The organism is Enterobacter cloacae complex sp. 277I4, assembly GCF_050031465.1.
Classification (GTDB): domain Bacteria; phylum Pseudomonadota; class Gammaproteobacteria; order Enterobacterales; family Enterobacteriaceae; genus Enterobacter; species Enterobacter cloacae.
The window spans coordinates 4,390,111-4,412,202 of the sequence record NZ_JBLGWC010000001.1 but is presented as its reverse complement, the minus strand read 5'-3'; the positions used below and the strand labels follow the sequence as shown (position 1 = coordinate 4,412,202).

General features: G+C 51.7%; 23 protein-coding genes and 1 pseudogene. 20 read left to right on the top strand and 4 right to left on the bottom strand.

Annotated elements, in window-relative coordinates; all coding sequences use genetic code 11:
• The first annotated feature begins 195 nt into the window (after nt 1-195).
• The 6 genes from ACQG19_RS21470 to ACQG19_RS21445 all read left to right on the top strand — a co-directional run bounded on the left by ACQG19_RS21470 (nt 196) and on the right by ACQG19_RS21445 (nt 8,300).
• Nucleotides 196-825, top strand: coding sequence for a response regulator transcription factor (locus ACQG19_RS21470; RefSeq protein ID WP_062935485.1), 630 nt, complete (start codon nt 196-198; stop codon nt 823-825).
• A complete protein-coding gene (locus ACQG19_RS21465; protein ID WP_246932608.1) occupies nt 822-4,010 on the top strand; it encodes an ATP-binding protein in 3,189 nt (1,062 codons plus the stop codon). Before ACQG19_RS21470 ends, ACQG19_RS21465 begins: the two co-directional genes overlap by 4 nt.
• 62 nt (nt 4,011-4,072) lie before the next feature.
• Entirely contained in the window at nt 4,073-4,501 is a 429-nt protein-coding gene (locus ACQG19_RS21460; protein WP_013098815.1) for a DUF1090 domain-containing protein, read from the top strand.
• Between the two features lie 63 nt (nt 4,502-4,564).
• Complete coding sequence (locus tag ACQG19_RS21455; RefSeq protein WP_246932606.1) at nt 4,565-6,679, top strand: fimbria/pilus outer membrane usher protein; 2,115 nt, start codon at nt 4,565-4,567, stop codon at nt 6,677-6,679.
• Nucleotides 6,680-6,816: 137 nt separating this feature from the next.
• Entirely contained in the window at nt 6,817-7,500 is a 684-nt protein-coding gene (locus ACQG19_RS21450; protein ID WP_222168878.1) for an outer membrane protein, read from the top strand.
• A 260-nt stretch (nt 7,501-7,760) separates the two neighbouring features.
• Nucleotides 7,761-8,300, top strand: coding sequence for a serine O-acetyltransferase (locus ACQG19_RS21445; RefSeq protein ID WP_146257248.1), 540 nt, complete (start codon nt 7,761-7,763; stop codon nt 8,298-8,300).
• 575 nt (nt 8,301-8,875) lie between these two features.
• Here ACQG19_RS21445 and ACQG19_RS21440 read toward each other — a convergent pair.
• Genes ACQG19_RS21440 through ACQG19_RS21430 form a run of 3 tightly spaced genes read right to left on the bottom strand, consistent with a single transcriptional unit; the run spans nt 8,876 to nt 11,204 of the window.
• On the bottom strand, nt 8,876-9,634 hold the full coding sequence (locus tag ACQG19_RS21440) for a hypothetical protein (protein ID WP_246932604.1): 759 nt from the start codon (nt 9,632-9,634) through the stop codon (nt 8,876-8,878).
• A complete protein-coding gene (locus tag ACQG19_RS21435) occupies nt 9,631-10,629 on the bottom strand; it encodes a phage integrase (protein ID WP_246932602.1) in 999 nt (332 codons plus the stop codon). Before ACQG19_RS21435 ends, ACQG19_RS21440 begins: the two co-directional genes overlap by 4 nt.
• Entirely contained in the window at nt 10,629-11,204 is a 576-nt protein-coding gene (locus tag ACQG19_RS21430; RefSeq protein WP_246932600.1) for a phage repressor protein CI, read from the bottom strand. Before ACQG19_RS21430 ends, ACQG19_RS21435 begins: the two co-directional genes overlap by 1 nt.
• A gap of 128 nt (nt 11,205-11,332) precedes the next feature.
• Between ACQG19_RS21430 and ACQG19_RS21425 the strand changes: the two genes are divergently transcribed.
• The 12 genes and pseudogenes from ACQG19_RS21425 to ACQG19_RS21370 all read left to right on the top strand — a co-directional run bounded on the left by ACQG19_RS21425 (nt 11,333) and on the right by ACQG19_RS21370 (nt 20,753).
• Nucleotides 11,333-11,596 (top strand): hypothetical protein, encoded by a 264-nt coding sequence (locus ACQG19_RS21425; RefSeq protein ID WP_029883530.1) that lies wholly within the window; start codon nt 11,333-11,335, stop codon nt 11,594-11,596.
• Nucleotides 11,597-11,626: 30 nt separating this feature from the next.
• Nucleotides 11,627-11,911: a GPW/gp25 family protein gene (locus ACQG19_RS21420; protein ID WP_343317511.1), complete on the top strand. Its 285-nt coding sequence runs from the start codon at nt 11,627-11,629 to the stop codon at nt 11,909-11,911.
• A gap of 61 nt (nt 11,912-11,972) precedes the next feature.
• A pseudogene (locus ACQG19_RS21415) lies at nt 11,973-13,025 on the top strand (phage tail sheath protein); the annotation flags it as partial.
• A 12-nt stretch (nt 13,026-13,037) separates the two neighbouring features.
• A complete protein-coding gene (locus tag ACQG19_RS21410) occupies nt 13,038-13,556 on the top strand; it encodes a phage major tail tube protein (RefSeq protein ID WP_083020624.1) in 519 nt (172 codons plus the stop codon).
• 56 nt (nt 13,557-13,612) lie between these two features.
• The gene (locus ACQG19_RS21405; RefSeq protein WP_047723188.1) at nt 13,613-13,906 is read left to right on the top strand and encodes a phage tail assembly protein; all 294 of its coding nucleotides are present in this window, start codon (nt 13,613-13,615) and stop codon (nt 13,904-13,906) included.
• 32 nt (nt 13,907-13,938) lie between these two features.
• Nucleotides 13,939-14,061, top strand: coding sequence for a GpE family phage tail protein (locus tag ACQG19_RS21400; RefSeq protein WP_057071520.1), 123 nt, complete (start codon nt 13,939-13,941; stop codon nt 14,059-14,061).
• The gene (locus tag ACQG19_RS21395; protein ID WP_246932598.1) at nt 14,051-16,498 is read left to right on the top strand and encodes a phage tail tape measure protein; all 2,448 of its coding nucleotides are present in this window, start codon (nt 14,051-14,053) and stop codon (nt 16,496-16,498) included. Before ACQG19_RS21400 ends, ACQG19_RS21395 begins: the two co-directional genes overlap by 11 nt.
• Before the next feature lie 15 nt (nt 16,499-16,513).
• The gene (locus ACQG19_RS21390; RefSeq protein ID WP_029883057.1) at nt 16,514-16,978 is read left to right on the top strand and encodes a phage tail protein; all 465 of its coding nucleotides are present in this window, start codon (nt 16,514-16,516) and stop codon (nt 16,976-16,978) included.
• Nucleotides 16,975-18,141, top strand: a complete 1,167-nt coding sequence (locus tag ACQG19_RS21385) for a phage late control D family protein (RefSeq protein ID WP_083020627.1) — start codon at nt 16,975-16,977, stop codon at nt 18,139-18,141. Before ACQG19_RS21390 ends, ACQG19_RS21385 begins: the two co-directional genes overlap by 4 nt.
• A gap of 68 nt (nt 18,142-18,209) precedes the next feature.
• On the top strand, nt 18,210-18,428 hold the full coding sequence (locus ACQG19_RS21380) for a DNA-binding transcriptional regulator (protein WP_032618577.1): 219 nt from the start codon (nt 18,210-18,212) through the stop codon (nt 18,426-18,428).
• A 389-nt stretch (nt 18,429-18,817) separates the two neighbouring features.
• Nucleotides 18,818-20,134, top strand: coding sequence for a tyrosine-type recombinase/integrase (locus ACQG19_RS21375; protein ID WP_045269869.1), 1,317 nt, complete (start codon nt 18,818-18,820; stop codon nt 20,132-20,134).
• Between the two features lie 4 nt (nt 20,135-20,138).
• Nucleotides 20,139-20,753: a Fic/DOC family protein gene (locus tag ACQG19_RS21370; RefSeq protein ID WP_426725985.1), complete on the top strand. Its 615-nt coding sequence runs from the start codon at nt 20,139-20,141 to the stop codon at nt 20,751-20,753.
• On the opposite strand, the gene ACQG19_RS21365 is transcribed toward ACQG19_RS21370, so the two are convergent.
• Nucleotides 20,750-20,905: a hypothetical protein gene (locus ACQG19_RS21365; RefSeq protein WP_001225594.1), complete on the bottom strand. Its 156-nt coding sequence runs from the start codon at nt 20,903-20,905 to the stop codon at nt 20,750-20,752. The two genes, ACQG19_RS21370 and ACQG19_RS21365, sit on opposite strands and share 4 nt — an antisense overlap.
• 128 nt (nt 20,906-21,033) lie before the next feature.
• Here ACQG19_RS21365 and ACQG19_RS21360 point away from each other — a divergent pair, with 128 nt between their 5' ends.
• Nucleotides 21,034-21,474 (top strand): hypothetical protein, encoded by a 441-nt coding sequence (locus ACQG19_RS21360; protein WP_000459847.1) that lies wholly within the window; start codon nt 21,034-21,036, stop codon nt 21,472-21,474.
• A 341-nt stretch (nt 21,475-21,815) separates the two neighbouring features.
• Nucleotides 21,816-22,046, top strand: a complete 231-nt coding sequence (locus tag ACQG19_RS21355; RefSeq protein ID WP_000982619.1) for a helix-turn-helix transcriptional regulator — start codon at nt 21,816-21,818, stop codon at nt 22,044-22,046.
• Nucleotides 22,047-22,092: the final 46 nt, after the last annotated feature.

Genomic DNA, 22,092 nt, shown 5'->3' with positions numbered 1-22,092 from the left:
ATCCGGCATTTAAATTCCAAACCCATTTATTTAAATCATTATGCCTAATGAAAAGTAAGTTGTGGTCGTGTATTTCGTATTTTTTTTCTGAATTATTCTCAAACCAGACAAACCTTGTCCTGATTCAACACGTGGTAGGCTATGGTGTATAGCGTGTATTGGAGCCGTTAATGCCTCAGGAAAGAATAAACACCAATGATAAAAATACTGCTTGTGGATGACCATCCGGCAATCTGCTTTGCGCTCAAGGTGCTGCTGGAAAAGAATCCGGATTTTATCGTGACGACATCCTCCGGCGAGAACCTGCTGGCGCTGCTGCATCGGGAGCAGCCGTCGCTGCTGATCCTCGATCTGGAACTCAAAAACGCTGACGGGCTGGATCTTCTCCCGCGTATCAAGCACCACTTCCCTGCGCTCAGGGTGCTGGTTTATACCAACCAGCCTGCGGGGATCTACGCACTGCGTACGCTGAAGGCCGGGGCGAGCGGGTTTATCAATAAAAGCCTGGCGCTGGAGCGCGTCGAGCCGGTTTGCCAGCTGCTGCTGGACGGCTATCACTGTTTCCCGGAAGAGACGTTCACGAAAATCGTCGAGGCAACTGAAATAAAACATGACACCCGGGCGCTGCTGGCGAGTTTCTCCGATCGTGAAATCGCGGTGCTGAACTATCTGAAGCAGGGCAAAAGCAACAAGGAGATTGCCGACCGGCTGGCGCTCAGCAACAAAACCATCAGCACCTATAAGGCGCGAATGATGAAAAAAAGCGGCTTTGCGCATTTTGAACAACTTTTCGATCTTATTGATACTTCAGAGCCAGAGACGTGAGAGCCGTTACCTTTATCCTGCTTTTTTGTATTGCCTTTACCGTGTGCGCCACGCAACCGGGAGAATCCCTTCGCCTGCTGGCGCGTAGCCATGAAAAGGTGATCGAGCCGGGACTCAGCGGTAGCGAATGGCGCTGGGTGCGCGAACACCGCAAAATCCGTCTGGCGGTCTGGGAGCCGATGATGCCCCCTTACGACATCACCACCGGGTTGAACGATTACGGTGGTATCAATGCGGATTTCACCGGGCTGGTGGCAGAAAACCTTGGCCTGGAGATCGAGGTGGTGCGTTATCCCACCTATGACGATGCCTTGTCAGCATTGCGGGCAGGCAAGGCGGATTTTATGCCTCAGGCAGGGGATAGCCAGCAACAACAGGGGCTGATGCTGAGTGTGCCCTACAGCGACAACATCCCGGTTGAAGTGGTGAATACCGATGCCTCGCCCGATGAGCCGGTGAAAAGGATCGCCGTTTCGCCTGTCTACAGCAGCAGTGACGTGCTGGCCCGTTATCCGGGGGCTGACATTGTGAATTTCTCCTCCACGCGGCATGCGCTGGAGGCGCTGGCGTTTCGCGAAATCGATCTGTTCTTCAGCGATGCGATCACCGCGCGCTATCTGGCGAGTCAGTCCAATTTAAGCAATCTCAGTATTCGTCCGGTGGCGGACACGTTCGAGGCGTCGGGATTCTCGTTCGCCGCGATGCCAAAGATGGCGGTCTGGATCGCGATCCTCAACAAGATGCTGACGGCGCTGCCGGAGAACGCGGGGGTGGAGATCCACCGTCGCTGGAGCGGGGGGATCCCGCTCTCCCTGAGCGAAGAGCCACCGCGTTACACCTCGCTCGAACATAAATGGATCAAAGAACATTCCCGGATCCGCGTCGCGGTGGCGCAGGATAACGCCCCCATTGCCTTTTTCAACGAGCGCGGGCAACTGCGCGGCATCCTGGCGGATCTGCTGACCGCGCTCCGCCTGCGTACCGGGTTCACCTTTGAAATCCGCCGTTATCCCAGCCAGGCCGCCGCTTTCAGGGCTATAAATCGCGGAGAGGCCGAGCTGATTGCTGGCGTCACGCAGGAGGGGATCTGGCAGGCGGATCTCCTCACCACCCGAACCTGGCTGTATAACTCCTGGGTTATGGTTGGACGTGCGCTCCCGGGGAAGGAGGCGCTTCAGCCCCGTGTGGTGAGCCTGCGCGGTGAAGCGCCTGATGACTGGCTTGGCCGACAAAATAGCGGCCAGACGGCGAAGGTCGATACCTGGTGGCAGGGTTTTAACAGCGTGGTTAAGGATCAAAACGACATGATGGTGGTGCCGCTGATCATTGCCAACGCCCAGCTCACCCGCAAAGAATTTGCCTCTCTGAAAATTCTCGCCAGCATCGATGCCGAACCGTTGCGCTTTGCCTTTGGCGCATCGCGGCAGGCCTGGCCGCTGATCACCATTCTGAATAAAGCGCTGATCAACATCCCGCCGGAAGATCTCCACGCTCTGACGCGCGGCAGCAATACGGGCAATGCGTTTGCCTCTGTGTCGACGTCGGCGCTGTCGATAACGTGGTTGGTGACGTTCACCGCCGCCGGTCTGGCCTTGCTGACGCTGGTGGCAGGATGGATCTACCGTCGGCGGCGCATCCAACAGGCGCGCATCCGCAAGCTTATTCAGACGCTGCGTGCGGCGAAACAGCGCGCAGAGCGAGCCCGTCGGGGAAAAAGCGCCTTTCTGGCGACCATGAGCCATGAAATTCGCACGCCCGTCAGCGCCATTATCGGCATGCTGGAGCTGGTGATGAAACGTCCTGACCATGCCCCGCAAAACTCGCAGTCGATACGGGTCGCCTGGGACGCGGCGCAGTCGCTGTTGCTGCTTATCGGGAATATCCTGGATGTGGAGCGTATTGCGTCCGGCCGTCTGGTGCTCCGCCCGGAGCGCGCCTCGCTTCGAAACCTGATTGAAGGAACGGTGTCGCAGTTTGAGGGGCTGGCGGCGCAGAAATCATTGAAGCTGCTGCTGGAAATGGATACCGCCCTGAAAGGGGACGTATTGATCGATGTGATGCGTTTTCGTCAGATCGTCACCAACCTGCTGGGTAACGCCATTAAATTCACCGACCACGGTCAGGTGATGCTGCGGGCGCAGCCGCAATGGCAGAACGGCGAGTTTATGCTGCTGGAGCTGACAATAGCAGACACCGGCGAGGGGATTGATGCTGCGACGCAACAGCGTCTGTTCCAGCCTTTTAGTCAGGGTGAGAGCCGTACCCGGGCACAGGGCAGCGGGCTGGGGCTCTATATTTGCCGCCAGCTCGCGGACATGATGGACGGGGATCTTACACTGAATAGCGTGCCGGGTGAGGGGACAACGGTCACGGTGACGCTCAGGCTGCCCGTCATGGCCGCACTGCCAGAGAAAGAGATTAAAGCTTGTGTGCCACCCGGCAAACGCGCAGCCTTGACCATCATGGTGGTAGACGATAATCCGGTCGGGCGGATGCTACTTACCCAGCAGCTTGAGTGGCTGGGGCATGCGGTCACCCAGCACGACAGCCCGGCAAAGCTGCTTGAGAGCCTGGCAATCCGACAGCCGGACGCGGTGATCACCGACTGCAACATGCCCGAGATGAGTGGCTATGCCCTGTCGCGCATCATCAATGAACATTACCCGGATGTCACGGTGTTTGGCATGACGGCGGACGCGCGTGAATCCGTGCGGGATGAGGCGCGGGAAGCAGGCATGCGCGACTGTATCTTCAAGCCGGTCACGCTGGTTGCGCTGGAAAATCTGCTTGCCCCTCTGGCCCCCTCCGGTAAATCGCCGGTTGCTTCGCCATATTCCATCACGCTCCCCCCAGCACTGCTGGACGGTGAGCATCTGGCAACGTTTCTGGATTTGCAGATGACCGTGCTGGAGGAGACGCTGGGCGATATTGCGCTGTGGCGAAAGGAACCCGGTACACCCTTGAAGGACGCGCTGCACCGACTGCGGGGCGGTATTCAACTGCTCGGTATGACGGCGCTTGAGGCGCGCTGTCTGGAGCAGGAGCAGGCTGCCGACAGCGGCGGCATCCGTCAGCTTGAGGAGGAGATTCAGGCATTAAGGGCTGCATTACAGCGCTGGCGCGAGACGGGACTACAACCGGGCGAGACCGTCCTACAGCAGAATGAGGACGGGCGTACAGCGTAAGCTTCCCGTCCGCCGGGGTACTCTTTTATTCGAGGACGTTCACATATAAAGGAGATATCCCGATGAAAAAACTCGTATCCGCCCTGGCCGTTATTGCCTCTGTTGGTATGTTCACCTCCGCCCAGGCGGCAGAAAGCTGCTCTGCCAAAGCCGCGGCACTGGAAAAAGAGATCCGTATCGCCCAGCAGTACGGTAATACCTACAAGGTCAACGGCCTGAAAAAAGCGCTGGCTGAAGTGAAAGCGCACTGCACCCCGGCAAGCGTACAGGCTGACGCGCAAAAAGAGGTGAAGAAGCTGGAGAAGAAACTCGCCGAGAAGCGCGAAGATATTGCCGAGGTTCAGGCCGATCTGCGTGAAGCGAAAGCCAAAGGCGACAGCAAGAAAGTGGCGAAATACCAGCGCAAACTGGCTGAAAAACAGAGCGATCTGAGCAGCATTCAGCAAGAGCTGAGCCGCGCACGCGCCGCGCTTGCCTCCCTGCAGAAATAACGCTTTTTTGTAAAACAGGTGAGGGGGCGTGAGCCTCCTCACCTTTTTGCGCTGCCTGCCATCATGATGCGACTCCGTCTTCTCTGTTTTATGCTGCTGTTCGCCATGGCAGAAAGTCGTGCGGTAAGCCAAAAGACGTGGGTGATCCTCAATAACCTCTATAAAGGGGCGATTTCGTTTGAGGTGTCTGCCTCAGGGCCTTGCCTTAGCCAGCCCTTGATGGAGGAGTGGGGTGTACGTGACGCGGTGCTTGCGCGTCTGGTCTGGGATGCCAAAGGGTGCCTGACACCACAGTCTGCAGAGCAGTTTAACCTCAAATACTGGTATCGCCCGCAGGCGCAACTGCTGACGCTTCTGTTCCCGACAGACGCCATTAGCCCGCAGCAGAACGGCGTCAGCACCAGCCGCTGGGATGATGGCATCAACGCACTGTTTATCAACTATCGTCTGGATGCGGATAACAGCCAGGCGCGGTATGACTGGGAGCGTTCCGGTACTGACGCTACGCTGAGCCTGGACAACGGCCTTAATGTGGGCCCCTGGCGTTTGCGTTATCAAAACACCTTCTGGCGTGAAAAAGAGGGGCAACACGGTTCGTACACCAATGCGATGTCGCTCTGGCGCAGCATCACACCGCTGCGTTCGCGCGTGACGCTGGGCGACGGCAATACCTCTTCAAATATGTTCGACAGCCTGGCGTTTCGCGGTGCATCACTCGCCAGTGACGAGGCGATGTACCCTGATAGCTGGCGACCCTATTCCCCGTGGATCAACGGCTATGCCCGCACAGAGGCGGAAGTCACCATTCACCAGAACGGGGTACGTGTTTACCGTATTCACGTCCCGCCCGGGCCGTTTACCATTCGCGATTTTTATCCGCCGGACCCGGACGGCAACCTGGAGCTGACGGTGCAGGAGAGCGACGGTACGGAGCGTACCCGCCTGCTGCCTTATTCCAGCATGCCTAATCTGGTGCATCACGGGCTCTTTAGCTACGAACTGGCCGCCGGTCGGTATAAGCCTTTTCACGGTATCGACAGGGACAAGGATCGCTTCTGGCAGAGTACGTTCTCGTGGGGAGTTGCCCCGCAGGTCACCGTGTTTGCCGGGTTGCAGCAAGGGGAGCACTATTTCAGCCAGGTCGCGGGTTTTGGCGCTAACCTCGGGCGGTGGGGGGCGTTTTCCGCAGATGTCAGCGCGGCTCGCTATACGCAAGAGGCGGAGACGCAACGGGGTAAGGTGTGGCGTCTGCGCTATGCCAAAGCGTTCTTTACAACCGAAACCAGCCTCACTGCCCAGCTCCAGTGGTATCCACGTAATGAACATTACCGGTCGCTGGAAGAAAAAATCACGCGGGCGGAGCTGCTGAGATACGGCTGGGACGATGACGTCACCCGGCGGGCGCTGCGCGGGCAGCTGGAGCTTAACCAGAATCTTGGCGAGGACGCCAGCCTGAGCCTGTCGTGGCACGGGTTGAAGTCACGTGAACCTGACGCAGGCAGCATGGGGGTGACGCTGAGCCTGGATGCGACCTTACAGAACGTGGATGTCAGCCTGTACGGCGGTTATGAACGCTACGGTAAAAACCCGGATGAAACCACCGTGGGTTTCAACATCAGTGTGCCTTTATCCCTTTGGGGGACGACGAGTAATGTCGGCTATATCACCGAGCTCGCCAGCCGGGGGGAAGATAGTCATGGAGTGAATGTGTACGGTTCGGCGTTGAGTGATTACAGCCTGCGTTACGATCTGCAGGCGACGCATACCCTACACCGCAATGATGAGTTGTCTGCGAGCCTGGGCTATCAGTACAACGCGGGCGAGCTGAACCTCAGTATGGTACGCGGCGGAACGCGCCGTGATTATCATGCCGACACCAGCGGCAGCATTCTGGTACACGCAGGCGGCGTGACGCTGGGCCAACAGCTCGGCAGCACCGCTGCGCTGGTGGTCGTGCCGGACTCGTCTGGCATTGGCTTCTATAACCAGTTTGGCTCCACAACCAATGCCAGAGGCGAGCTGCTGGTGAGTTACTTAACGCCGTGGCGAGTGAACCGCATTACGGCCGATAGCCTGAGCTTGCCGGAAAACACCGCGCTGGATGTGACGGAACTGGAATCGGTGCCGACCGATGGCGCGATTGTTCTGCTGCGTTTTCCCCAACCAGTAACCGATTGAAATTAAAATAAACAGGACAAAAAGCGAGACAAATCCCTACGTAAAAATACCAGGTAAAACGCGTATTCATCCTAATAGTTTGCCCTTTCGGGACTGCTTATGATTCGTCTCACTGACTGTTTTTCAATGGAGTGTAGATGAAGATGAAAGCACTTTTAATCGCCCTGCCTGTGGCGATTATCCCGGCTACCGTTCTGGCGGCAAATACGGAAGAAGGGTATTACGGTTCGTCAAAATACCTGCAGATTGAACAGCGTGCGAAAGAGATGGATACCAGCGCGCGTCCGGGTGTCGGGCAGTTTGTGGGCGGTAAAGAGAAAGAGCATTTTGGCGGCGCGGCGATTGCCGCAGGCTACCAGTTCGGTAACGGCTGGCGTACCGAAGGTGAATACACCTTTAAACAAAAAACGGAGTACACCAGCGGCTCCAGCACATTCGCGAACAGCTTTAACCACCTGCAGACCGAAACTGAACGACTGATGCTGAATGTCTACCGCGATTATGAACTCGGCTACGGTGTCTCTGTTTACGGAACCGCAGGGCTTGGCGTGAGCAAGATCAAAGCGGGCGGCTGGCAGGGTAACGCCGGACGTGAATACGCCTCGACCACCCAAAGCAACCTGACCTACGCGTTAGGAGCGGGCGTAAGCTACACGCCGGTTGAACGTCTGTATGTCGATCTGGGCTATCGCTATATCGATATGGGCAAGATCGAAAGCGGATATAACAATTTCACTAACGCGCGCGGCTTAAAAGACGAGCAGATGAAAGCGCATATTGTCTCTAACGAATTTACGCTGGGTATGCGTTACGTGTTTTAACCTGTTGTGATCGTCACTGCTTTAAAACAGGGCCAACACCGTGGGAGTGCGGGGTTGGCTTTTTTATTGCGCAGGTGTGGCATGTTGATTGCCCGAGCCAGATCAGTAACCGTTGCGGATGATGAGATCGGTGAAGACCGCCTGGCCTTTTTCAGTATAACTCACTCATTTTGCAGACCTGCAGTAAATATTGATATAATCGCTTGACTTGACGTCCGGCGAACTTGATTAGCAAGTCTAAAAAAAGAGATTTTTATTTGATGAAATTTTCACAGCTAAAACGATTCTGGCATGTAGAGATTATTGGTCTTGAAAAAAAATTTTCTTTTCTGCGCCTAATGACACGCCTAAGGAACAAACCGGGTTTGAAATATGTTTTTTGGTGGCGACTGGCAAGTTATTTGTATGAGAACGGCCACCGCCGCATGGCTTATCGTGTCCACTCACGCATCAAAAGTAAATTTGCTTGCGATATTATGCTCGGTGCAACTATCGGTGAAGGGCTAACTATCGCTCATCATATTGGTATAGTAGTGACAAAGCGAGTGCATGCAGGAAAAAATATGAAACTTACCCAAAATTCTGTTATTGGAAGCAGTGGAAAAGGTACACAGGGTAAGATCGTCATTGGGAATAACTTTTATCTGGGATCGAATAGCTGCATAATCGGCGACGATCTGAAAATTGGCGATAATGTTACTATTGGCGCAATGACTTTCATCAATAAAGATCTCCCGGATAACTGCCGTGTTTATACAAAAAAAGTAACAGAGATTGTAAGCGTGTCGGTATCAGAGTAAAGCAGAGTGGGAGTAATGATTGTTTCACTAGCTTGCTCGGTTGAAGTAGATTAAACCCGCAGGAGCGGGTTTTTGTCTCGTTGACCTATAACCCATTCCTTTCTCCATCTCATTTTTATCACCAACCCGCGTAAGCGCATGCTGGATTATATAAAATCAAAACTGGAACGCATATCTATGTTTTCAAGTCAGTCTGCGCGCAACTTGTTCGGAATCATATTTTAAGTATTTTCATGGTAGTGAGTAACATTGTCTGGTTTATCCTTGTTGACATAAGAAAACTTCTTTTTCCCTTTAAGTTTTCGGGGAGTTAAAAGTCAAAAAAGCGCGAAATGCATCTTTGGGGCTAAACCCTGCACAAAATGCGATGACTTTGCTTAACGTTGATAGCAAATAGTAGGGATTAAACGGCAATAATTTCAATTTGGTATTCGCATCTGGACTTGAACCAGCGCCCAGGCGATTATGAGTTCCTGCAGGGACAACCTAAAATCAATGGTTTGCGTTATTTATCATTGACATAGGTTGCCCCTTTTTGCCATGAATTACCGTTAATTAGCCAGTTCTATCGCCACTTAGTCGCCACTGAGTTCTTGAATGAAATCCTCAATGCCCTTGTCTACGATTGTATCAGCTAGCGACTGAGGAACTGTACTGAAGGAGTTCCAGAGGGACAAAAAATGAACTAATGGGTAGTTAAACCTACGTATGTAGCATTCGAGCCAGAATCTTTCATTATTAGTCATTATCCCCTTGAAGATACTTCTAGCTCTAGCTTTTAGAATTTCATCCTCTACAAAATGGATCCTTAATAGTATCTCTTCTATAATAGCAACTTCGTTTTCGAAGAGAGAAAATTCATCTTTAGTAAATTTTTTGATACATTCTTTCCAAATGTCATATTCATCGCTAGGGGGGCTTTTTTTTAAATTTGAAACCATCTGAACATTAAGCCATTTAAATAAATAGGCTCTATCATTTATTAGAGGGTTTTTATCAATACAGTTAGATAGGATCTCTGTAAGTTTTACAATTTCATTTATAAAATTGTTGTTTCTAGCTTCTGCAATGCTTATCTTATTAGATTCATTTATTTCTAGAACTGTAATGATTAATACTAAAACGCTAATTATAGTTGCTATGGGGCCGTATACACCTCCAACATAAGTTCCAAATGTAGCCCATTTGTTGGGGTCAGTGGAAAGCGATGCATTGGTTTTCGCAATATACAATATAAGAGGGAGCGCCAAAATGAAGATGGTTAAAAGAGCCACCATTGTAGAAAGAAATTTGTGTTCTTTTATATATTCAATTATTTTTTCGAAGGTTGTCATTTTTTTACCAATGGATTTAGTAGCTTAGCGTCTTCAAGATGTTCAGGGGCAAAATGCGCATATCGCATAGTCATTTTTATGTCTGTATGACCAAGTATCCTTTGCAGTACTAATATGTTACCTCCATTCATCATAAAATGACTAGCAAAGGTGTGACGCAGAACGTGGGTTAGTTGTCCTGCTGGTAATTCGATACTAGTTCTCTCAAGAGCAGACCTAAACGCACCATAACAATCACTAAATACCCGACCTTTTCGGTCATCAGGTAGGGTGTTATATAACTCTCTACTAATAGGGATGGTGCGGTTTTTTTTCCCCTTCGTGTTGATGTAAGTGATCTTGTATTTTGTGAGCTGACTTTTTTTCAATTGCTCGGCTTCAGACCAACGTGCGCCAGTCGCTAGGCAAATTTTGACCACGTTGACCAAATCCCGATTTTCATGGCGCTGGCATTCAGCAAGCAGCACGGCGATCTGTTCTTGATTTAGCCAGGCCATTTCCATTTCTTCGGTGCGGAAAGGGCGCATATTTTTTAATGGGTTTTCTCCTTTCCATTCGCCCAGCCGATTAAGCTCATTGAACACTGCGCGAAAGTAGGCCAGCTCTAGATTAAGTGTCCGAGCAGATACCTCTTTAACCCTATTTGAACGGGCATATTCACCCTTTAGCCTCTTTTCCCGGTAGCGGGAAAACATCTGTGCATCGAAATCGCGTGCGAGCGGTTCACCCATACACTCAAAAGCATGATGCATTGCTAACTGGCGCTTGAGACCATCTTTCAGGGTAATACCGTGAGCGCTATACCATGAGTCAATTAGGTCTTTTAAAGTGCGTCTGTCTTCCTTTTCTTCCTGCCACGGGTTTTGAACTGTGTACTGTTCGAACGCCAGCGCCTCGCCTTTGGTGGCGAATTTCTTTCTGATGCGTTTGCCTTTTGCGCCGTTTGGGTAGAGCTCGCAAATCCATCCTCCAGCCGGATTCTTACGAACGGTCATTAGTTAACCTCGCTATAGATACCTACTACGCGCCCTAAGGTCTTAATATCGTCAAATCCACATTCAAAGGGAACTTTGCCCCCTGCCACATGGAGTTTTTTGCCGGGCAATTTCGTCAATTCTCGAATGCTAATAGCGCCCTCAATATCGACTAACCATTCACCGTCAGCAAGAGAGGCGTTGCGTTCAATGAAGTGGAGTTTTCCGTCTGCGTAAACGGCTATCGGATTTGAAAGAGGTTTGCTAAAGAACTTACCAGTAATGCTTAATGCACCATCGTTAATCAACGATTCTTCACTTAATGTGAATTTATCCACATTTTGTGTGTCTGTTTTGCTGCTTCCGGTTGTTAGTGACCCCTTTCCGGTGAGTAACCATGCGAGATCTGCGCCGGTTTCAAGAGCGCAATGCACAATAAAGTCATAAGAAATTGAATCGCGGCTATATCTGTTAGCAAGAGAGCTTGATGCGATCTCAAAATGTCTAGCTAGCTGAATTTTCTGAGAAAATCCGTAAGCCTCACAAATCCTATCCAATACTTCTTCATTGTTTAAACCAAGACCTTCAATTCTCATGTAGCTTTAACCTATTTACAAACTCCTTTTTGGGAGTTATGTTAAGCCTAAACCTAGGCAATTAATGGCGAGAGTTGGCAAACAGAGGCTATTAATTGCAATCATTAGCAAAAGGGGAATCATGCAACATGGCTTCTGAAATCGCAATCATCAAAATACCTGCACCAATTGTTAGCTTGCAGCAGTTCGCAGAGTTAGAAGGGGTGTCTGAACGTACCGCATATCGCTGGACAACTGGCGACAACCCTCGCGTGCCAATCGAGCAACGCGTGATCCGCAAAGGCTGCAAAAAAGCGGGTGGCCCGATTCGTATCTATTACGCGCGCTGGAAAGAAGAACAAATGCGTAAAGCTCTGGGGCATTCGCGTTTTCAACTTGTCATCGGCGCTTAATTCACTTTATGTGAGTTTTAAGGATGAGACATGTTTGATTTTCAGATTTCCAAACATTCCCACTATGACGATGCGTGTCGTGTTTTCGCTCAACGTCACAACATGGCGAAGCTGATTGACCAGCCGCAGACACCGGCGCTGCGACTGCAGATTATGGCCGCATGCTATTCCGCGATCCAGAAGTGGGAGCCGCGCGTCAGCCTGACAACCATCACCTTTGAACGGTCAGAAACCGACGGCGGGTTGTATGTCGATATCACCGGCAACCGCTCAACCGGCGGCCAGCCATTTTCCCTCACCATTCCACTGAGTTAAACGCTATGGCAATTGTTGACCTGAATCAGCTCACCGCGCCCGATGTCGTGGAGGTGCTGGACTACTGATTACCAGCGTACAGAGCGCTATCGCTAAAGCCGGTAAACTTGGCACGCTGTCAAAATCCCTGCAGGCTATTGCCGACCAGTGCAAGCCGGTCGTTGTGGTTGTGCGCGTTGCCGAAGGTATCGCAGACCCGGACGACCCGGAAGCCGCGCAGAAAGATACCATTTCCAACATCATCGGCACGACCGACGAGAACGGCAAATATACCGGGCTGAAAGCGCTATTAACCGCAAAAACTGTCACCGGCGTTAAACCTCGCATTCTCGGTGTACCGGGACTGGATTCTCAGGAAGTGGCGACCGCGCTCGCGGCGACCTGTCAGAGCCTGCGCGCGTTTGGCTATATCAGCGCGTGGGGTTGCAAAACCATTTCCGAAGCCATTACCTACCGTCAGAATTTCAGCCAGCGCGAGCTGATGGTGATTCACCCTGATTTTCTGGCATGGGACACCACGGCGAACGAAACCGATATTGCATGGGCGACCGCCCGCGCGCTCGGCCTGCGCGCAAAAATCGACCAGGAGACCGGCTGGCACAAGACGCTGTCTAACGTCGGCGTGAATGGCGTCACCGGCGTCAGTGCCTCGGTCTCATGGGATTTGCAGGAGCAGGCCACCGACGCGAACCAGCTCAATCAGGCCGGAGTCACCACGCTTATTCGTAACGATGGCTTTAAATTCTGGGGTAACCGCACCTGCTCAGATGACCCGTTATTCGTGTTTGAGAACTACACCCGCACCGCTCAGGTGCTGGCTGATACGATGGCGGAAGCGCACGCCTGGGCGATTGATAAACCCGTCACCGCAACGCTTATCCGCGACATCGTTGCCGGTATGAATGCCAAATTCCGCGAGCTGAAAAACAACGGTTATATCGTTGACGGCACGTGCTGGTATGACCCGGAGTCAAACAGCGCGGAAACCCTCAAAGCGGGGAAATTGTATATCGATTACGACTATACCCCCGTCCCGCCGCTGGAAAACCTGACCCTGCGCCAGCGCATCACCGATACCTATCTGGCGAACCTGTCAGACTCGGTCAACAGCTAAGGAGCTCAGCACATGGCGTTACCACGCAAACTAAAATACCTGAACATGTTTAACGACGGTCTCAGCTACATGGGCGTCGTTGATTCTGTCACCCTGCCAAAGCTGACCCGCAAGCTTGAGAAATATCGTGGCGGCGGGATGCCGGGCTCGGTGTCTATTGACCTCGGGCTCGATGACGATGCGCTCGCGCTTGAGTGGACGCTCGGTGGTCTGCCTGATGTCGAGCTGTGGGCGCAGTACGCATCACCCGGCGCGGATAGCGTGCCGCTGCGCTTTACCGGCTCATTCCAGCGCGATGACACTGGCGCGATTTCTGCCGTCGAGGTTGTCATGCGTGGCCGTCACAAAGAGTACGACGGCGGCGAAAACAAACAGGGCGAAAGCGGCACGACAAAAATCTCGACCGAGTGCTCGTACTACCAGCTCACGATTGACGGCAAAGAAGTCATCGAGATTGACGTCATCAACATGGTGATGAAAGTCGACGGCGTCGACCGTCTGGCAGAACACCGTAAGGCGATTGGCCTGTAACCCCTTAACCGGTCAGTCAGGCTGGCCGGTCACTTAACTTTGACGAGAGCAACATCATGGAAAATATCAACGAAACCGAAAACTCAAACATTGTGATCCTCGATAACCCCGTCATGCGCGGTGAGCAGAAAATCGAGCAGGTCACGGTCACAAAACCCAACGCGGGAACTCTGCGCGGTGTGAGTCTGGCCTCTCTGGCTAACTCGGACGTTGACGCGCTGATTAAGGTGCTGCCGCGTATGACGTACCCGGCGCTCACCGAGCACGAGGTGATGCGTCTGGAAGCGTCAGACCTGATTTTATTCGCCGGTAAGGTGGTTGGTTTTTTGTCACCATCTTCGGCTCGCTGACATTCCCCAATAATCTTTCGGTCGATGACCTGATGGCGGATATCGCGGTGATTTTTCACTGGCCGCCATCAGAGCTGTATTCCCTGAGCGTGACCGAACTCATCACATGGCGCGAAAAGGCGCTGCAGCGAAGCGGAAACCACCATGAGCAATAACGTCAGGATTGAGGTACTGCTGAACGCAGTAGACCGGGCAAGCCGACCGCTCAAAGCTATCCAGACTGCCAGCAAGACCATCGCAGGCGATATCCGCACTTCTCAAAACAGCCTGCGCGATCTGAATGCGCAGGCGTCCAGAATTGACGGATTCAGGAAAGCGAGCGCACAGCTTGCAGTGACCGGTCAGTCGCTTACCAGAGCGAAACAGGAGGCCGCCGCGCTGGCCGTCCAGTTTAAAAACACCGAAAACCCCACCAAAGCGCAGGCGCGCGCGATGGAGGCGGCAAAGAAATCCGCCGCTGACCTGCAGCTCAAATATAACGGGCTCAGGCAGTCGGTACAGCGCCAGCGCACCGAGCTCGCGCAGGCCGGGATAAACACCCGCACGCTGTCGGCAGACGAGCGACGCCTGAAAACCAGTATCAGCGAGACAACCGCACAGCTTAACCGGCAGCGTGAGGCGCTGGCGCGTGTCAGTGCGCAGCAGGCGAAACTAAGCCAGGTGAAAGAGCGATACAAATCAGGCAAGGAGCTTGCGGGAAATATGGCCGCTGCGGGCGCCGCCGGTGTTGGTATCGCTACTGCAGGAACGATGGCCGGGGTGAAACTCCTGATGCCAGGCTATTCGTTTGCACAGAAAAACTCTGAGCTGCAGGCGGTGCTCGGTGTAGAGAAACAGTCACCCGAAATGGAGGCGCTGCGCAAACAGGCGCGCCAGCTCGGTGACAATACCGCCGCGTCTGCAGACGATGCGGCGAGCGCGCAAATTATCATTGCGAAAAGCGGCGGGGATGCCGAGGCCATTCAGGCGGCGACGCCGGTCACACTGAATATGGCGCTTTCGAATCAGCGCTCAATGGAGGAAAACGCCGCCCTGCTGACGGGGATGAAATCAGCGTTTCAGCTTTCCAACGACCAGATCGCACACATCGGTGATGTTCTATCAATGACGATGAACAAAACCGCTGCCGACTTTGACGGGCTGAGTGATGCGCTGACCTATGCCGCGCCGGTGGCGAAAAATGCCGGTGTCAGTATCGAGCAGACCGCCGCGATGGTCGGCGCATTGCACGATGCCAAAATTACCGGTTCGATGGCGGGAACGGGTAGCCGTGCAATCCTGAGCCGCCTGCAGGCACCGACCGGTAAAGCGTATGAAGCAATCAAAGAGCTCGGTGTCAAAACCTCTGACGACAAAGGAAACACGCGCCCGATATTTTCCATCCTGAAGGAAATGCAGCGCAGTTTTGAGAAAAACAATCTCGGTACCAGCCAGCGCGGCGAGTACATGAAAACAATCTTCGGTGAAGAGGCGAGTTCGGCGGCAGCGGTGCTGATGACCGCAGCGTCGACCGGCAAGCTCGACAAACTCACCGCGGCGTTTAAAGCCTCGGACGGGAAAACTGAGGAGCTGGTCAAAATCATGCAGGACAACCTCGGTGGCGACTTTAAAGAGTTTCAGTCCGCTTATGAGGCCGTGGGTACAGACCTGTTTGACCAGCAGGAGGGCGCACTGCGCAAACTCACGCAGACGGCCACACGATATGTTTTAAAACTAGATGGCTGGATCACACGCAATAAATCACTCGCGACCACTATCGGTGTTATTGCCGGTGGCGCACTGGCATTGATTGGCATTATCGGCGGAATTGGTCTGGTGGCGTGGCCGGTGGTGATGGGTATCAACGCGATTATCGCCGCAGCGGGTGTGCTGGGAACAGTTTTTACAGTTACAGGCGGCGCGATAGCGACAGCACTCGGGGCAATCAGTCTGCCGGTGGTAGCGGTCGCCGGTGCGGTGGTGGCCGGGGCGCTCCTGATACGCAAATATTGGGAGCCAATAAGCGCATTCTTTTCGGGCGTAGTGGAGGGACTTAAAGCGGCCTTTGCGCCGGTGGCGGAAATTTTCGCACCGCTCGCACCGGTATTCGATTCTTTCATGGATAAATTGCGCGGGGTCTGGCAGTGGTTTAAAGACCTGATCGCGCCGGTTAAGGCCACGCAGGATACTCTCGACAGTTGTAAAAATGCGGGTGTGATGTTCGGTAAAGTGCTGGCAGACGCACTGATGTTACCGCTCAAAAGTTTCAATAAATTGCGCAGCGGCGTTGACTGGTTACTGGAAAAGCTCGGGGTTATCAATAAAGAGTCGAGCGACCTTGACCAGAAGGCAGCAAAAGCCAGCGCCGCAACGGGCTCGCAAAACGAGCCATACATCAGACCAAACGCGGCTTACGGTGGTTTTCAGTGGTATCAGCCAGTTCCAGCTCCCGCCGGAAAGACTTACGTCGACCAGAGCAAGCCTGAATATAACATTCACCTGAATGGTGGTATCGCGCCGGGTAGCGACCTCGACCGTCAGCTCCGCGAGGCTGTCGATAAACTCGACCGAGAAAACCGTGCGCGTCAGCGCTCAAGTATGCGTCATGACTGAGGGGGGGGATAAAGCATGTTAATGGTGTTAGGTTTATTTGTATTTGAACGCCGCACTCTGCCGCATCAGTCGATGCAGTATTCGAAGGACTACCGCTGGGCGTCAAATGACCGCATCGGAAAACCACCGGCTTATCAGTATCTCGGGGAGGGCGAAACATCTCGCACGCTTTCGGGCGTGCTGTACCCCGAAATCACCGGCGGACGTCTGTCACTGACAGCCATCGAGCTGATGGCCGATGAGGGCAGAGCGTGGCCGCTCATTGACGGTACGGGCATGATCCACGGCATGTATGTCATCGATAAAGTGACCCATACACACACCGAATTATTCAACGACGGCGCGGCAAGAAAAATTGAGTTTAGCCTTTCGCTGAAACGGGTCGATGAGTCGCTCGCGGCCATTTATGGCGACCTGAAAACGCAGGCTGACAATCTGGTGACGTCTGCCGGTAACTGGCTGGGAGGGCTGGCGGGGTGATTACAGGTATGAATATTCAGGCCGGGGCAAAGATAGCCCCGGCTTTTATGCTCAAGCAGGATAACGAAGATATTACGCAGGATTTTAGCGACCGGTTAATCAGCCTGACCATGACGGACAATCGCGGATTCGAGGCCGACCAGCTCGATATCGAGCTCGATGATACCGACGGGCAAATCGCACTGCCCCCGCGCGGCGCAACGTTAACGCTGTGGCTGGGCTGGCAGGGTAGCGGCCTGATAAAAAAAGGCACTTTCACGGTCGATGAAATCGAGCACCGGGGTGCGCCTGATACGCTGACCATCCGGGGGCGCAGCGCTGATTTTCGCGGGTCGCTGAACTCCCGCAGGGAACAGTCATGGCACGACACCACGCTCGGCGTCATTGTTGAGACCATCGCGGCGCGCAATAAGCTGGAGGCCAGCGTAGCCGACACGCTGAAAGCGATCCCCGTTCCCCACATTGACCAGACTCAGGAATCCGACGCGGTGTTTCTGTCCCGCCTGGCTGACCGCAACGGTGCGTCAGTATCGGTGAAAGCGGGGAAACTGCTATTCCTGAAAGCTGGGAGCGGTAAGACGGCCAGTGGGAAATCCATTCCACTGATGACTCTTGAGCGCGGCGATGGCGATCATCATCAGTTTGCCATCGCTGACCGCGAAGCCTACACGGGCGTTACGGCGAAATGGCTTCACACCAAAGACCCGAAGCCACAGAAGCAGAAGGTGAAACTTAAGCGCAAGCCCAAAGAGCAGCACCTTCGAGCGCTGCAGCACCCGAAAGCGACCAAAGCCCCGGCAAAGACAAAAGCCAAAAAAGAGCAGGAAGCGCGGGAGGGTGAGTACATGGCCGGTGAGGCTGACAACGTGCTGGAATTGACGACGATTTACGCCACAAAGGCGCAGGCCATGCGAGCCGCTCAGGCAAAGTGGGATAAGCTGCAGCGCGGGGTTGCGGAGTTCTCAATCTCGCTGGCGATTGGCCGTGCTGAATTATTTCCTGAAATGCCGGTGGCGGTAAAAGGCTTTAAGCGCATCATAGACGAACAGGCTTGGATAATCAGCCGGGTGGTGCATAACCTTAACGGGAGCGGCTACACGACGGGCTTAGAGCTTGAGGTTAAGGTTTCGGATTTGGAATACACAACGGAGGAGATGAAATAGGGGTGGGCTTCCAAAATGGTGAATTATTGGATATCATTTATTCACTAACGGTGAATCGAGGGTGTTGAATGTTCCATTGTCCGAAGTGCAAACATGCGGCTCATGCTCGCACAAGTCGATATCTGAGTGAAAACACCAAAGAACGGTATCATCAATGCACAAACATAAATTGCAGTTGTACCTTTGTGACAATGGAATCCGTGGAGAGATTTATTGTTACACCTGAATGCGTAAATCCAGCGCCTCCGCATCCGCTGCCTACAGGTCAGCGTCAGTTATGGATGTAAAAGAACCCGCTTAGAGCGGGTTTTTTTACATCACGAGGGTCATAATATCCAGATATTAACCGCCATTTCATCGCCACTACAAATTGAGCCAACAAAAAAGCCACTCGCTAGAGTGGCTTAATTATATGATTCTAAAGCTAAAATTTGGTGGCCCCTGCTGGACTTGAACCAGCGACCAAGCGATTATGAGTCATAAAATTGGCATGTTTTTAATTGTTCGGGATTGTCTCTGTTTGTATTTTTAATTGCTTATAATCAATTAGTTATGAAATTATTTTTGTTTCTGATTGGTTCTCTCATTTCCCCATTGTACTATCCTTACCTGACCCGTTACCTGACCCGAAATGGGCATCGGGTCAGGTAACGCTTATCCTTAGAAAGGTAAACTCATGGCCGCTAATCTTACCGAGACTGCTATACGTGGATTGAAGACAAAAAGCACGGCGTACTACGTATGGAGCAACAGCGCTCAACGTGGTACTGGCAGGCTTGGCGTTAAGGTTCAGCCTTCAGGCAGCAAAGTTTTTTATTTCCGTTACTACGTTGAGAAAGGGAAGAAAGAGAAGTTCATCCAGTTGGGCATCTGGCCTGAGATGAAACTGGTGACGGCCAACGAGCTTGCGAAAAAGTATGGTGCCTGGCTTGTTGAAGGGAAAGAACCCCAGCAAGAACTTGAGCAACAACGCCTGGCCGAGCAGCACATTATGCAGATCCATCGCTCTCAAGGATCGTTTGAGGAGCTGGTGCATGGCTACGTTAACAAGATGAAGCTCGACAATAAGCGGACCTGGGCTGATGTTCTGAAGCGCCTTGAAAAAGAGTGCTACACGGTTATCCCTCGCGAAACTAAAGCGAAAGATGTAACACCTCTTCAGGTCAAAACCATCCTCTCAGGCATTATCCAGCGTGATGCGGTAGTCCATGCAAACCGCATTCGTTCCTACCTGATGGCGGCATTTAACTACGGCCTGAAAGCCGATAACGATCCGATGAATACCAGCGTGGGTATTACGTTTGGTCTTGAAGTAAATCCGGTATCGGCCATACCGAAGCAGTCCTCGGCGGAGAAAGTGGGTGATACATGGTTAACGCTGGAAGAACTGCGTTTTGTCATGGAGCAGTTCGCACAGGCCACTAATGTTGGGCCGCTGATGCAGCATCTTATCCGCTTCTGTGTCTATGCTGGTGGACAGCGCCCGTTTGAAATGATTGCCAGCCAGTGGAGTGCTATTGATTGGCAACAGAAGACGTTGCTGGTCATAGCCGATGTATCGAAAAACAAGCGTGAGCACCTGATCCCGCTGACTGAATCGGCACTACAGGAATTAGCCTCAGTTAAAGAGCTGACTAAGGAAAGTAACAGTCCCTATATTTTTCCGTTATCAACGAACGGTGAGCGCCCAGTGCGCACGGATAGTCTGGCGCGTTCCATCATGTATTTTCGGGCCTTTAATCCTGAGTTTAAAGTTTTCACGGCGCGAGATTTACGCCGTACCTGTAAAACGCTGATGGGGGAGGCGGGGATCAGCAAAGAGATCCGTGACCGTATTCAAAATCACGCTTTGAACGACGTTAGCTCGAAACACTATGATCGTTATGATTACCTGCCTGAAAAGCGTAGGGCGCTTGAGATCTGGGAAGACCGGGTTAATAACTATCAGCGGCAGCATGAAAACAACGTTGTGAACCTGTTTGGGCGGAGGTAAGGGCTTGTCAAAATATGAGCTTAATTCAGCAGAAGAGCGATATCAGCCAGGCTCAAACGACCTAGTGCTTGCCAATAAGCTGGGGATCATTGATGAGCAGGAAATGGAGGCGCTGGAGTCTGGCTTGCTGCTGATGTTGTATGAGCAGCTATTTATTGAGGGCAAGCCGCCTGAGGCGCTGGCTTTTGAGCACGTCAGCAGGTGGCATCGCCAGTGGCTAGGGAATGTGTACGATTGGGCAGGGAGGCTACGTAACGCTAACCTGACTAAGGACGGCTTTCAGTTTGCGGCTGCCGACAGGATTCCGCTGCTGCTTGATGGTTTCGAGAAGCAGTTTCTTTCTCGGTCTGGTGAACTGAAATCCCTGGCTCGTCCGGAGCTGGTTCGTTATCTGGCTGAATGTCATGTGGAATTTATTTTGATCCACCCATTCAGAGAAGGTAACGGGCGTCTGTCGAGATTGCTTTGCGATGTGTTGTCGGTACTGGCGGGGAAGGGCTTATTGGACTACAGCCTGTGGGATGAGCACAAGGTGTTTTACTTCAAGGCAATACAGGCAGGTGTCTCAGGGAACTACAGCCCTATGATGCAGCTGATGAGCGATATCTTGCCAGACTAGCGGGCGAGGCCAACGGCTTTCGCCTGTGCCTGATTTTGTTTCAGTTGCTGCTCAATTTTTGGGATAGAAACACCCGTTTCGATTGCAGTTGAACTGGCAACGGCACGGAGGATTTTTGCTTTAGTTACTTGAGATGATGTATGTTTTCTCATGAAAAATTTCCTGATGGCTGCTGCTAGTATTGTAGGTGTTTGACGATAGTTTGGTCCAGTTAAATTCACATTGCTTATCGTAATTTTTTTTGGTTGCAAGATGTTTGTTGATTTTAAAAGGATAAAAAATGTTTGATAAGTCTGATTTGACACGAGAAAATTTTGAGGAACTACTGAGGATAAATAATGCTTTAAAAAGCGAAAACAGTAATCTTTTAGATGACATAAAAAAGTATCATAAAGATATGGAAAACTTCCTTGTTGATAGAGGAAATTTCATCAAAGATATTGAAATGCTTAGAAGTGAAAATAATGAGTTGAAAAAAGGGTTGTCAAATAATGGCGCGACATCAAAAGTTAAAAGCTCTGTCCCAAGAGCAGGAAAGGCAACAGTAAATGCAATTTATCTTCTCATTAAAGCTCACTATGGAATGGATAAGTTTGTTGCAAAGGATTTAATTAAAAAATTCGATTCCATAGCAAGGTCACATGATATTGTTTACTCCTTCCAATTAAAGACTGTTGAGTCTTGGTGTACAGAATTCAAAAAAATGGATGCTAAACAGTAATCTCTTTAAATCTGAGAGTTACTTATCAGTACGCTTGTAATTCTCAGGTAATACAAGGTTCTTGAATTTATTGAAAGTCGTTTCAGCAATCATCCTTCAGCTCTTCTCCAGCATGAATCTTTCACATATTATTTCTGTGATATATGGTTTGCTGTGTGCAATTTATCTCAGTCATATCATAGCACCCCTTAATAAGGGAAAATGCATGCATGGCATAACCTGTTGATAGTAAAGTTTTTTATTTTGTTTTAAGTTCTCTTTTCCTTAATGAGAATCGTGAATGTTGCGCACGTATCTTGGCTCGACCATTATAATTTCACGCTATCAACAAGGAAACTCAAATGATGCCTTTCAAGTTAACAAATGAACAACGTATAAAAGTATTAAGAGATTATGGTGAGACTTGCGATCGATTAGTACGAGAAAAAGAACGGCAATATATTACTTCAATTTCCCGCTCTACCGCGTGGAAACTGGAACAGGTTGGTAAGTTTCCGCTACGTAAGCCTATTGGCCTGAAATCCTGCGGATGGCTATTAAGTGATCTGCTCTATTGGATCAATGAACGTTAGTTTCAAGGGAGATCATTTTCTGAGTGACCCGCGTTAACCCTGCTAC